At 28.9% G+C, this 13,044-nt stretch carries 10 protein-coding genes and 2 pseudogenes; 2 read left to right on the top strand and 10 right to left on the bottom strand.

The features are described 5' to 3' along the window. Positions 1 to 423 precede the first annotated feature (423 nt). A pseudogene (locus tag HZY83_RS08255) lies at positions 424 to 1,044 on the bottom strand (DJ-1/PfpI family protein). A gap of 80 nt (positions 1,045 to 1,124) precedes the next feature. Then, complete coding sequence (locus tag HZY83_RS04950; RefSeq protein WP_179942968.1) at positions 1,125 to 1,484, bottom strand: MerR family transcriptional regulator; 360 nt, start codon at positions 1,482 to 1,484, stop codon at positions 1,125 to 1,127. A gap of 111 nt (positions 1,485 to 1,595) precedes the next feature. Here HZY83_RS04950 and HZY83_RS04955 point away from each other — a divergent pair, with 111 nt between their 5' ends. Next, complete coding sequence (locus tag HZY83_RS04955; RefSeq protein ID WP_179942969.1) at positions 1,596 to 1,979, top strand: carboxymuconolactone decarboxylase family protein; 384 nt, start codon at positions 1,596 to 1,598, stop codon at positions 1,977 to 1,979. 213 nt (positions 1,980 to 2,192) lie between these two features. On the opposite strand, the gene HZY83_RS04960 is transcribed toward HZY83_RS04955, so the two are convergent. From HZY83_RS04960 to HZY83_RS04975, 4 genes and pseudogenes are all read right to left on the bottom strand, one after another. Then, a complete protein-coding gene (locus tag HZY83_RS04960) occupies positions 2,193 to 2,762 on the bottom strand; it encodes a thioredoxin domain-containing protein (RefSeq protein WP_179942970.1) in 570 nt (189 codons plus the stop codon). Between the two features lie 18 nt (positions 2,763 to 2,780). Next, entirely contained in the window at positions 2,781 to 3,416 is a 636-nt protein-coding gene (locus HZY83_RS04965) for a DUF998 domain-containing protein (protein ID WP_179942971.1), read from the bottom strand. Between the two features lie 12 nt (positions 3,417 to 3,428). Then, a pseudogene (locus HZY83_RS04970) lies at positions 3,429 to 4,483 on the bottom strand (LLM class flavin-dependent oxidoreductase). A gap of 9 nt (positions 4,484 to 4,492) precedes the next feature. Beyond that, the gene (locus HZY83_RS04975; protein WP_179942972.1) at positions 4,493 to 5,173 is read right to left on the bottom strand and encodes a type 1 glutamine amidotransferase domain-containing protein; all 681 of its coding nucleotides are present in this window, start codon (positions 5,171 to 5,173) and stop codon (positions 4,493 to 4,495) included. A gap of 121 nt (positions 5,174 to 5,294) precedes the next feature. Here HZY83_RS04975 and HZY83_RS04980 point away from each other — a divergent pair, with 121 nt between their 5' ends. Beyond that, entirely contained in the window at positions 5,295 to 5,741 is a 447-nt protein-coding gene (locus tag HZY83_RS04980) for a MarR family winged helix-turn-helix transcriptional regulator (RefSeq protein ID WP_179942973.1), read from the top strand. A 261-nt stretch (positions 5,742 to 6,002) separates the two neighbouring features. Here the strand turns inward: HZY83_RS04980 and HZY83_RS04985 are convergent, their stop codons facing one another. The 4 genes from HZY83_RS04985 to gshAB form a co-directional block, all read right to left on the bottom strand. Next, positions 6,003 to 7,523, bottom strand: a complete 1,521-nt coding sequence (locus HZY83_RS04985) for an ABC transporter permease/substrate-binding protein (protein WP_179942974.1) — start codon at positions 7,521 to 7,523, stop codon at positions 6,003 to 6,005. Beyond that, complete coding sequence (locus HZY83_RS04990; RefSeq protein ID WP_179942975.1) at positions 7,516 to 8,244, bottom strand: ABC transporter ATP-binding protein; 729 nt, start codon at positions 8,242 to 8,244, stop codon at positions 7,516 to 7,518. Before HZY83_RS04990 ends, HZY83_RS04985 begins: the two co-directional genes overlap by 8 nt. 674 nt (positions 8,245 to 8,918) lie before the next feature. After that, complete coding sequence (locus HZY83_RS04995; protein WP_179942976.1) at positions 8,919 to 10,232, bottom strand: nucleobase:cation symporter-2 family protein; 1,314 nt, start codon at positions 10,230 to 10,232, stop codon at positions 8,919 to 8,921. 346 nt (positions 10,233 to 10,578) lie between these two features. Continuing rightward, positions 10,579 to 12,831, bottom strand: coding sequence for a bifunctional glutamate--cysteine ligase GshA/glutathione synthetase GshB (gene gshAB, locus HZY83_RS05000; protein ID WP_179942977.1), 2,253 nt, complete (start codon positions 12,829 to 12,831; stop codon positions 10,579 to 10,581). Positions 12,832 to 13,044: the final 213 nt, after the last annotated feature.

Genomic DNA, 13,044 nt, shown 5'->3' on the forward strand with positions numbered 1-13,044 from the left:
TCTAATTAATAATATTTGATATATTAAAACAATCAGCTATAAGATAACACCCTTTATAATTTAGAATCTTCTATAAATATTGTCTCGATAATTCTCTTCTTAAATACTTCAACATTTTCACTATTCAACAACACAATAAAAAAAGAGCTAAGTTTTGACACTTAACTCTCTTAAAATCTCTGCTAATAATAACATTAACACTTTAATTTAGCAATTCACTTTATATCGAAAATCTAAATACCCATTTATCAAACATCTTATATTGCCCTCAATAATAACAAATATAAACTAATCTTCCTTAAAAAATATAATACAAATTTTAAGATATTGAAAACAAAAATTTTAAACTATTAACTATAGAGCATTAATTCCTAAATAATTTTACTCATCACCGTTTTATTTCTTAAAATATATATAAATTATTTATTTTCCTAAAGATTCTATTAAATCAGCATAATAACGTAGTTCGGCAGTAGAGAAGTATTTAAACCACGCCTCTAATGTTTCTTTGGAAAATATTTCTAATTTCTCTGAAATGGCTTTTGTCCATTCTAATACACCTGCTGAACTCGCAGTAATTAAATTACCTTCACATACTACAGGTTTATCAACATAAAAATCTTGTCCAGTGTAGTTATTAATCATTCCCGGTAGATAAAATAAAGCATTACTTGTATGCTTTCTATTGTTTAAAATACCTTTATTTGCTAATCCTAAGGTAGCAACGCATATCGCTGCAACAAGAACCCCTTTGTCAATGAAATCTACAACATAATCTAATACTCTATCATGTATTGACTCTGTCCAAGTATCTCCTCCAATCAAAATAAACGCTAAAGTGCTCTCTTTATCTACTTATTAAATAGTTATATCAGGAACTATTGTCATGCCACCTAATGTTTTGACTGGTTCTTTATTTAGCCCAACAGTGCATATTTCATATTCAGTTTTATTTAGCATTTTTTGCAAAGTCAATATTTGAAATAAATATCCGTATTCATGATCTGCGATAGTATCAAATACATACATATATATTTTTTTCATAAAATTCTACCCCTCTATATTTTCAATATTACACATATTATACAAAAAAACATCTTGTTTTCAATTTTTCAAATAAAATTTTATTTTATGTTGTCTATCTCTTTACGATAAAATTCTATTTTATAATCTAAGTTTTGAAGATAATCCGTCCATTTTATTTGTTGTTCCAAAACATAATTTCTATGTGCCTGTAAAATTTTTAATCTCTCGGGCATTGTAGTTTCTCCTTTGTACCTTAAATCCGAATAGTATCTAATATCCTTTATTAACATTCCTGTTTCTTTCAAACGTCTTATAAATTTTATCCATTCTATATCATTTTCTTTATAATTTCTTATGCCGTTTTTATCCCTTTCTACTCTTATAAGACCTTTTTTCTCATAATATCTAAGCGTACTCTCTGTTAAATTAGTTTTCTTTGCAATTTCGCCTATTTTCATTATATTTATTCAACTCCTTTCTTGACTTTAATAAATTAATAAAAACTATTGACTTAAACCTAGGTTTAAGTTTTACAATTATATTATAAAAAAAGAAAGGAGTTCATTCAAATGAAAGATAACAGATTTGAAACAGGTTTAGAACAATTAAATAAAATTGATGGAAAGAGCGGAGAAAAAGTAATTAAATCACTAGAAAATATAGCTCCAGATTTAGGTAAGTATATTATAGAATTTGCATTTGGAGATATTTATAATAGAGAGCTGCTTTCTCTTAAAGAAAGAGAAATGATTACTATTACAAGTCTTTTAACAACTGGTGATTGCGAGGCTCAATTAGAAGTTCATATTAATGGATCTTTAAATGTAGGAATATCTCCCGAGAAAATTATTGAAACATTTATTCAATGTATTCCTTATGTAGGTTTTCCTAAAGTGCTAAATGCTACATTTGTCGCAAAAAAAGTTTTTTCCGAAAGAAATATTACTTTATAAAAATATAATTAATACTCTATGGACAAAATAATAGATTATATTAAAAAAGGACTTTAACATTTTGGAAAAAGCCCTTTTTTGCTTGTGTTATAAAGACTTATAGATTCTTAAATTTTTAGTATTTCTATATAAAAATAAAACGTCATAAAATGACGCTTTATTAATCTTTTATACTTTTTATTTTTTCTAAATTAACTTCTAATTCTTCAACACTCATTGCATTGCCACGCAAGTCATAATATTGTCCATCTCTTTTTCTACAATAAGCATTGAATAACTTTTAATTTGCATTTTTCGTACCAATAAGATATCAGAATGTAACTCTTGATTATTAATTTGTTCAACAAAACTTTGAGCAACTAGCGCAGTATCTACATTAAATTCCTTTGCTAATTTAGTATAAGTTCTCACATCTGATAATGATTGCCCATTTATATAGAAACTTTCTTGAAGTTTTCCTGCTAACTCAACCCATTTATTACTAGGAATTAATTCCTTTAAAATACCGTATCCTTTCGCTGCATCGTTAGAATTTAAAATCAATTCTCCTTTATTAAGCAACTCTTTATAATCTTGACCAAAGACAACTCCGTAATATTCAGATATACGCTCATTCGCATCAGCGATATGAGTATATTCTCCAATACTTTTATTTTGATTAAATAAACCTACCGAAATTACTTGGACTGATAATTCCGGATGTTTATCAACAAACTGTCTTAAAATCTTATCAAAACCGTAACACCAACCACAGTATGCATCCCAAATGTATAATAATTTCATTTATATATCCTTTCAAAATTATTCTGATTTATCTTTTAGAAACATTAGCCCAGACATAATTTGCCAAGTAGTAATAGGATAGACGGTCAAACGTTCATAGATTGCCATAACATTTACTTGATTTTCTGTAATAGCAGATTGTAAAAATCCTGCTGCTATAAAACCAATTATACCAAGAATAACACTTATTGTCCGATATACTATTTTTCTACTAGGTAAGAAAATACCTGTTAATAGTAGTGTACTATTTCCTATTATAAACGAAAGTCTTGCTCCAATACCGTGTAATCCGTCTTCTCCTGGAACTCCTCCTTGGAATAATCCTACAAGCATACTACCTATTCCAAAAACAATTACAATCATCATTAAAGAATACGCTAAAACTTTTGAACGTTCCTTCATTTTTGGAAAAATAAGTAGAAAATAAAAAACAACAAAGCCAAATGCTGTAATTATAAAACCTATATTCATTACAATTGCCCAGTTAGAAAAATTCTCTGGTACTCCTTCAACAACTTGGCCGTTATAAACACCTAAAGCCGAAATAAATTGTTTTCCATACACATAGCCAAGTGGATAGTTTGTTCCTAGTGCAGCTATAAATTCTGAACCTAAATAAATTAAAGCATTTAATAGAAAGCCGAAAGCTCCCATCTATATAATTTATTATTGTTCATCATTTATCTCCTTAATTACTTGTGCTAACAATTCATAAGAGTAATGTTGCGCTTTTTCATCATAAATATAAGAATTAACCATTATTTCATCAAATTGTACACGACTCATAAGTTTTTTCAAATCTTCTTTAACTTTTTTAGGACTACCGATTAAAGTTATTTCACTCATACGATTAACAATCATTCTTTCTCTGTCTGCTATATCTTTAAACTGAAAAGCAATAGGTCCAAAGTGTGGTACCCCTTATAGCTAGACACAAAGTTTTCCCAAACAGATTCGTCATTTTCTAGTGGTGGCAGTAGACCTTTTGAGTTTCCTGTAACTATACCGATAAATGATTGCAACTGAGTAGTAGCAAGTTTTTGTGCTTCTTCATCACTGTCTGCTAAAATAGCATTCGCACATAATATCACATAAGGTTTGGTTAAAACTTTTGATGGTTTGAAGTTACTACGATAGATGGAAATAGCCTCCTCCATCATACTAGGTGCGAAATGGGAAGCAAAACTATAAGGTAAGCCTAAACTTGCTGCTAGATAAGCTGAATCAGTACTAGATCCTAGAATATACAGTGGCACCTCGAGTTTAGCAGCCGGATAAGCCTTTACTTCTCCATCACCTTCAAAATATTCTTGCAATAAATCAATGTCATCTGCAAAATTTGGATTTAAATTATCAGTACGACGAATAGCTCTAGCAGTATACATATCTGTACCCGGAGCACGCCCTAATCCTAAATCAACACGATTAGGATAAAGTGTTTCTAACGTTCCAAATTGTTCTGCAATTATATAAGGACTATGATTAGGCAACATTATTCCACCAGAGCCTACACGAATATTATTTGTTTGAGAAAGAGTATGTTGGATTAAAAGTTGAGTTGCACTAGAAGCAATATATTTCATATTATGATGTTCTGCAATCCAATAACGCTCATAACTAAGGCTTTCTACGTGTTTCGCTAGACGAATCATTCCGTCCATAACTTCTTTGTAAGTTTGTTCTTGACGCAAAGGAACAAGATTAAGAACTGAAAATTTCATTACAACCTCCTACTTCTTTAAAATATTTACTACTTCTTTACCCAGAGAACGAGCTGACTGAGGATTTTGCCCCGTTATAATACGACCATCTACTCGAACAACTGATGTAAATGCAGATTCAGTTTCTACCTTAGATCCTTTACTTATCAAAGCATCTTGAGTTAAAAATGGAACAATATCTGTGGTTCCGTTTAATTCCTCTTCTTGATTAGTAAAACCTGTTATTACTTTTCCTGCAATTAAAGGTTCTCCTAGATTATCTTTAATCGGTAATAAACCTACTACTCCGTGACAAACAGCTGTAACAAGTCCACCATTTTGATAAATTTCACTAGCTATTTTTGCTATTTCTTCAGAATTTGGAAAATCCCACATAGTTCCGTGACCGCCAGTATAGTAAATCAAACTATAATCTTCTGCATTTATTTGATCAGGGCTAAAAGTTTGCCCAAGAGCACGATTTCTAAAATCAGAATTAGAATAATAATATCTGTCCGTTTCATCCATCATACTGAGACTATGGGGATCAAGAGGTACATATCCTCCTTTAGGACTAACAAAATCTGCTTCATATCCTGCTTTTATTAATTCATCATAAAAGTGAGTCAATTCTCCCAGCCAAAGACCTGTTAAGCGATTATTTTCTCCGTATTTTTCTACGTTCGTTAAAAATATTAGTGCTTTTTTCATGCTTTCTCCTTAATTTAAATCGCGTGCGATTATTTTATATTTTATGCTTATTCATTTGAATTGTCAAGATAAAAGATTTTTGTTATGATATTTTTATCGAATATTAATAGGAGATAAATCAATGTCTGAACATACTTTTTCAAACCAACTATGCCACTCTTTCTATCAAGTCAACAAATTATTTAATCAGTTTTACTTGAAAAACCTGAAAGATTTCGACTTAACCTACACTCAATATCTAGTTCTCCTTGTCCTATGGGAGAAATCACCAATTAACTTAAAAGAGCTGGGGGAAACCTTAGATCTTGCTAGTAACACTCTAACTCCTTTATTAAAACGTCTTGAAGATAAAGGCTATATTACTCGTCTTGTTCCAGAAAAAGACAAACGTAAATTAATAATTGATATAACCGAAAAAGGAGAAATGTTACAAAACAAATTAGAAGAAAAATTGATTAATTGTTTTCATCAATTAGAAGGTTTAACTGCCGAAAAAACTAAAATCTATATAGATAATAATAAAAAGATGATTGATAGACTACAAAAATATTTAAACAAAGAAAAATAAAATCTCTAGAATGTTAACTGTTCTAAGGATTTTATTTTTTATGTATTAAAGTCAATAAATGGTTATTATGCAAAGCTATATAGTTAATTAAAATAATAAAACTACATTAATACAATTATAGCCATTAAAATATTCTAAGAACCATACTAATATAAAAAACAATAAGAGAAAATTATACAAAATAATATTTTATACTTACTTGATAATAAACGTCCATTGTGTATATTTTTATATAAAAATTAATTAAAGTATGTTCCTCTTTTAAATTATTCTTTCTTTTACAAGATAATCATGGGCTACGCTAGCAGCTGATTTACCTTCAATATCTACTTGATAATTCATATACGCCATCTGCTCTGAAGTAATTTTACCAGCTAATTTATTTAAAATTGTCTCCAATTCAGGATACTTATCTAGTAATTCAGCTTTCATTAATGGAGCTCCTTGATATGGAGGGAATAAGTGTCTGTCATCTTCCAACACTACTAAATCATATTGCTTTATTTGACTATCAGTTGAATATACATCAATAATATTAACTTCTCCTGATTGAATAGCTTTGTAACGTAGAGATGCTTCCATCGTATTAACTTTAAATTTCAATCCGTATAAATTCTGAAGTCCTAAATATCCATCTGAACGATCATTAAACTCTAATGAGAAACCACCATTTAATTTATCTTGTATATTGGCTAAATCTGAAATTTTAGTCAAATTATTATCTCGTGCAAATTCTTTTGTAACAGCTAGAGCATAGGTATTCTGATAGTTCATTGGCTTTAATAGAGTTAATTTATCTTGTTCAAAAATACCATCACGAGCTATTGTAAATACTTCATCTGGATTAGTAGATGCTATGTGCGAATTTTTTAGGATAGTTTCTGTTATAGTTCCAGTAAATTCAGGATAAATATCAATCTGCCCAGATTTTAAGGCTTCATAAAGAAAACTTGTTTTTCCAAAACTAGGCTTTAACTCTACTTTTATATCTGTTTCAGATTCAATTAATTCTTTGTACATATTTATTAAAATTTCAGGTTCAGCACCAAGTTTTCCAGCTATAATAATTGTTTTAGATTCTGTCGTATTGCTCTGCAATATAGCTGGAACATACGAAACAAAAAGACTAAACACCATAATTACTAAACTAATAATAACTGTAGTTAATTTTTTCTTTTCTAAAAATTTCAAAATAATATTAAAAATTATCGCTAAAAGAGCAGATGAAATAGCACCTAAGAAAATTAGATTACTATTATTACGATCAATTCCTAACATTATGAAAGTTCCTAAACCTCCTGCCCCTATAAGGGACGCAAGTGTGGCAGTACCAACAATCATAACGGCAGATGTACGAATACCAGATATTATTATCGGCATACTAATCGGAAGTATAAAAGATTTCAATCTCTCCCAACGTGTCATACCAAAAGCTGTCCCTGCTTCAATAAGACTGGAATCAATACTATTTAATGCTGTAACAGTATTTTGCATAATAGGAAAAAGAGCATAGACTACCAAGGCTATTATGGCTGTTAGTGTTCCAATCCCGGTAAAAGGAATAAGAATTCCTAGTAACGCTAGAGAAGGAATTGTTTGAAAAATACCTGTCACCTGAAGCATTAATTCTGTCAATCTTTTCTTTCTATTAATAAAAATCGCTAATGGTACGGATAATAAAATTGCTATTAAAAGAGAAAGTGCTGATATTTGCAAATGTTGAACAAGTGCTTTTACCCAGTCATCAAACCGTTCTTGAAATGTCATAATAAAACTATTCATTTATTACACCTCCAAATAAATCTTTTACGAAATCATTGGCAGGATTATTTAATATTTCTTTTGGTGTTGCTATTTGCACTATATTTCCATTATTCAAAACCGCAATTCTATCCGCTAAATCAAGTGCTTCACGAACATCATGAGTAACAAAAACTGTCGTCATTTTAAACTCATTATGAAGATTTTTAGTTAAATCTTGGAGTTGTTGACGAGATATAGGGTCTAATGCCGAAAATGGTTCGTCCATCAATAAAAACTTTGGTTCAGCAATAATTGCACGAACAATTCCAATTCTCTGTTGCTCCCCACCAGACAAATCTTTCGGATAACGATTGAGATAATCATTAGCAGAAAGTCCAACTTTGTCTAATAACTCAATCGTTTTTTTTAATATTTTTTCTTTATCCCACCCCTTCATTTCAGGGATAACGGCAATATTTTCAGCCACTGTCATATTAGGAAATAAAGCAATTTGTTGCAAAACATATCCCATAGACAATCTTAACTCGCGTAGATTTAATTTGCTTTGCTTTATTCCATCTATAGTAATTGTTCCATCTGTTAAATCAATCAATCTATTAATCATCTTAAGTATAGTTGTCTTCCCTGATCCAGACGGACCTACCAATACTAAAAATTCTCCATTTTCAATTTTAAAAGATTGTTCAGCAAGAACAACTTTGTTTTTGAACCTTTTACTTACTTTATCAAAAGTTATCATCTAATTTCTCCATTCCTAACAGTAAAACAACATTTATACTTATACATAAACAATTTATAACTATAACTAATATTTATTAAACAACTCTATTAGTTACCAAATATAATTTGATAACTTACATATATAAATTACATATTCTCCATTCAAAAGATTGCTCATATTAATATATAATTTTTTGTAATTTTATAAATATATCAATTATTTATTTAACTAATTTTTATTAATAACACTTACAACTAACAACATTATCTACTAATTATTACAGATAATATAATTACTTATTATCACTGAATATATAGCTAATATAGATTATAATTTCTATACTTCTTTTAGAATCCATCTATCATTATTTTCAATAAATGTAGTTTACATAAAACAAATAGCATAGTCAACATTTTTGATTTTATACATAAATTAATAATCACTTAATTTATATTTTACATAACTATCTTTAAAAGTCCTTAAAATTGCTACAACTATACAGAAGTAACTTTTAATAAGTATAACTTTACACACCAAAAATAATAATCTTGAAAATATAATAAATAGTTTCTAACAGATTTAATAATTTTTACAGTTTAATTATTATACCTAAATAATATATTTCTATAATAAATAAAAACCTTATCTATTTTTAGATAAGGTTTTTATTTATTAAGTCACCAAAATATTACTTATTTTGAATTATCTTTTAATATAATATTTAAAATTAAGGCTGCTAATGTACCTGTAGAAATTCCAGATGATAATACCATTTGAGCAGCTGTCGGTAAAGAACTCAAAAGTTCCGGACGAACTGTTACTCCTATTCCTAATGCAAAAGCTACAGAAATAATTAATAGCTCTCTATCTCCTATTTTTATTTGAGATAAAGTTTTGATTCCTTGAGCTGCTACTAATCCAAACATAATAACTCCTACCCCACCTAAAACAGGTTGAGGCATAATAGAAATTAAAGCTGATAACTTAGGAAATATTCCTAATGCCGTTAAGATAATACCAGCAACAATCATAACACGTGTGCTCGCAACTTTTGTCAAAGTAATCAAACCAACATTTTGAGAAAAAGCTGTATTAGGTCCTGCACCAAATACACCTGCCAGCAAAGATCCTACCCCATCTGCTAAAACTCCATTAGCTGCACGATTACTTGAAATTTTTGCTTGTGCCGCTTCTCCTATTGCCATAATAATACCAACCGTCCCAATAAGTGAAACGATATAAGCTGGTATAAATGATAAAATTGCAGATAAATCAAAAGATACCCCATATTTGAATATAGATGGCAAAGAAATCCACGATGCTTTTCCTACAGCACTCAAATCAACTTTACCTAATAAGACACAAAGAACGTACCCAAAAATCATACCTATAAATACAGAAGCTGTTTTCCACATACCTTTGCCAAAATGATTTAATAAAAGTGTAAATAACATAATAACTATAGCAATAGAAATATTCTCAAGCGATCCATAATCAGAAGATCCTACTCCTCCTGCTGCCCAATCCATACTTACTGGTAATAAAGTTATACCTATCAATGAAACTACTGTACCTGTAATAAGAGGAGGGAAGAATTTCATTAAAGGTTTAACAAATCGGCTCAATAAAACTTCAACTAACGCTCCAACTATAGTAGCACCAACAATTCCTGCTACACCAAAACGAGATCCCACACTAATTGCAGGGCTTGCAAAAGTAAAATCTGTTCCCATCATACCAGGAACTCTAGCACCTATAGAACCTATTCCTCTTGATTGTATAATCGTTGTAATACCTGCTACAAAAATAGACGCTGCTACCATTGCTGATGTTTCTTGAACATTAAGTCCTATAGCTGCAGACACAACTAATGGTACTGCAATAATACCAGCAAATGCAGCTAAAATATGTTGCAACGCCAAAATAATTGTTATACGCATTTCTGGTTTATCCGTCATTGTATAAAGAATTTCTTTTTCTACTTGTTCTTTATTTTCTTTTATCATAATATCTCCTCTATATGCTTATCAAGAATATACATAGTTTATCAAAAAAGATAATATAAATCAATAACAAACACGAACTTTTTTCGATTATTTTATTCTATAGTTAATATTTTAGTTTTATTTAGCTATATTTTAGTTTTTATGTATACTTGAAATGTGTTTTTTCCCGGATAAACTTCCGATAAAAAAATAGAATACATAGACATAGCAACTTTCTATGCTATATCTATGTATCATCTATAATAATTTAAAATTATACGATATATTCTTAATAAGTAAATAAATAAAATTAAACATCATAATTTATTTAAAGAAAGTCAATTATATTTAGTATCTGTAGTCAAAATTAGTATTTTTCTGGAAATAACATTTTTAATACATCTTCTGATAGTCTCCTAGATTTGCCTTTAGATGGGAAAATATGCATCATCATCATTGGATTAAAATTAGCTTCAATAATACCATAATTATTATCTGTAGCTTTTTCTTTTATATCTTCTATTATCAAATCTACTCCACAAACTTTTGAAAACATAGCTGACGCGATCCCTTCAGCAATAGTTTTGTAACTAACGTCTACCTCGTCAGTCATATCTATAGAGTCACCACCTGTACTAATATTAGAATTTGCTCTTAAATATGCAATTTCATTTCGTTCTAATATAGTATCTTTTGTATAACCTTGTTCTTTAAGTTGTAATAATTCAATATCTCCTAATGCTATTTTCTTAAGAGGCGAAGATAAGCCGTCTCCTCTAAGACTATTTTTATTTTTTTCTAAAACTAATTGCTCTATTGTAGAAACACCATTTCCTACTACATTAGCAGGAACTCTAAGTAAAACTGCTTTAGTTTCTCCATTTAAAACAAAAAATCTATATTCTGTTCCTGTTATAAACTCTTCTATCATAATTTCTTTATCTTCTTTTAGAGCAATAGTTGCTGCTTTTACAAAATCTTCTATACTATTAATTCCCTTAGGGAATATAGTAATACCTAAGCCATAATTCGTACTTTTAGGCTTTATAACTATCGGTTTGTTTTCTACTTTAGGATAAAGTCTAGTAGCATCTTCTATATTAGTAACTTGATAACTGCTTGGTACTCTAAAACCATCTTTTTCCAATACTTTTTTCGTAACAACTTTATTTTCCATTATTAAAGGAGAAATGTAACTATCATGTTTAGTCATATTTCCATTTTTAACATATTCTTCATGATTTTTATAGCTAAGTTTTATAAACTGATCATTTTCGTCCAAGATTTCAACTGTTATACCAGCTGCTATTGCATCACTTATTACTGCTTGTGTAGATAACTCCATATTAGAAAAATGAGTCAAACTATAATATTTTTCTAAAGCTTCCTCTTTATACTCTTTAGCCAATTCAACTCCTAACTGTAATATATCTCCAACATCTTCATATTTTATCCAAAGTTGTCCACCTACAGTTAGATTAGGATTAGCCAATTGTTCTTTTTTCTCAGAAACTATATTTATATCTTCTTGAGAGTAATTTCCTTCTCGTAAAAAATCTATAAATAAATCTAATATTTCTATTCCCTCATCTTCATATTCTGCACGAGATAAGGGGTGTGATAAAGCTATATTATTGCTATATTCTAATCCTTTCTCAACAGATGATTCAATATTTTCTTCTTCTAGCCATATCAAAAACATTGCAAATAAACGAATAAATCTAATATCTTTTTCTAATATCCCATATTTAGCAAAAGGATTAATATCAAATAATCTAAACTCAACATATTTAACGCCTTTTTTGGGCAAGTCAACAACACTATCAGCGCCTCTAAACCTAACACTAGAATAGAATTCTTTTTCAGCAATTAATTGGTTATTATCCACATAACTTCTTAAAGTTTTTGCATAGTCTTCTACAGAATTATAAGAAACTTTTATATTACCTTTATTTACATAGCCATATTTACTTGTACGTATACTTCTAACTGCAGATACAGGTTTTTCTTCTTTAAAATATTCTCTAGGTACAATAGGTGTAGCTCCGTAAAAATAAACTAATAGCCATTGATATCTAATGAACTGCCTAGCTAGTTTCATATAAAGTTTATTACGAACCTCGACCTCTGATTTATTTGTAATATTAACTAATCGCTTTATAAAGTTGTTAGAAAAACCAAAATTATAATGTATTCCAGAAATCATTTGCTTATACTTCCCATAAACTGTTACTAAATATTCTCGATATTTTACATCTTCTTCGTTTGTAAATTGAGCCACCTTTATATCATTTTCTGGAGGAAGTACAGCCGGTGCACTCATAGGCCAAATATATTCGTCATTAGGTAATTTTCTAAGCGTTACTTCATGAATAGTTCCTAACCATCTATATACATCTTTTTCATTATTTTCTGGCTGTGTAATAAATTCTAATTGTGATTCAGCAAAATCTGTCTGGATATAAGGATGATTATCTCTTACTCCTATATTATTAGGATGCATTGTATCACTTAAAGTTCCATCAGATAAAATACGAAGACCTTCTTTTTCAATTCCTATAGTTCCATCGTCTAAAAATGGAAATAAATTGTTCTTTCTTATTATATTTTTAAAATCCATATTAACTTATTCTTTCTATTTTTATAATATATTAATATTATATTATCATAAACTTTTATTTTATTACAGAAAAACAGTTCTAATATATTTTATTCCAAAAATTGAAAACTAATTTTAACAAATAGCACTCAAAATAATCAATAAAATAAATACTTTAAATTAATTAAATTAATAAAAATAATTTCATATAGTGATTATTAACTTATATAATAC

This window comes from Gemella sp. GH3 (genome assembly GCF_013415425.1).
Taxonomy (GTDB): Bacteria; Bacillota; Bacilli; order Staphylococcales; family Gemellaceae; genus Gemelliphila.

Coding starts and splice junctions, on each gene's coding strand:
- HZY83_RS04950 (WP_179942968.1), bottom strand. CDS start 1,484: ATGAAAATAGGCGAAATTGCAAAGAAAACTAATTTAACAGAGAGTACG.
- HZY83_RS04955 (WP_179942969.1), top strand. CDS start 1,596: ATGAAAGATAACAGATTTGAAACAGGTTTAGAACAATTAAATAAAATT.
- HZY83_RS04960 (WP_179942970.1), bottom strand. CDS start 2,762: ATGAAATTATTATACATTTGGGATGCATACTGTGGTTGGTGTTACGGT.
- HZY83_RS04965 (WP_179942971.1), bottom strand. CDS start 3,416: ATGGGAGCTTTCGGCTTTCTATTAAATGCTTTAATTTATTTAGGTTCA.
- HZY83_RS04975 (WP_179942972.1), bottom strand. CDS start 5,173: ATGAAAAAAGCACTAATATTTTTAACGAACGTAGAAAAATACGGAGAA.
- HZY83_RS04980 (WP_179942973.1), top strand. CDS start 5,295: ATGTCTGAACATACTTTTTCAAACCAACTATGCCACTCTTTCTATCAA.
- HZY83_RS04985 (WP_179942974.1), bottom strand. CDS start 7,523: ATGAATAGTTTTATTATGACATTTCAAGAACGGTTTGATGACTGGGTA.
- HZY83_RS04990 (WP_179942975.1), bottom strand. CDS start 8,244: ATGATAACTTTTGATAAAGTAAGTAAAAGGTTCAAAAACAAAGTTGTT.
- HZY83_RS04995 (WP_179942976.1), bottom strand. CDS start 10,232: ATGATAAAAGAAAATAAAGAACAAGTAGAAAAAGAAATTCTTTATACA.
- gshAB (WP_179942977.1), bottom strand. CDS start 12,831: ATGGATTTTAAAAATATAATAAGAAAGAACAATTTATTTCCATTTTTA.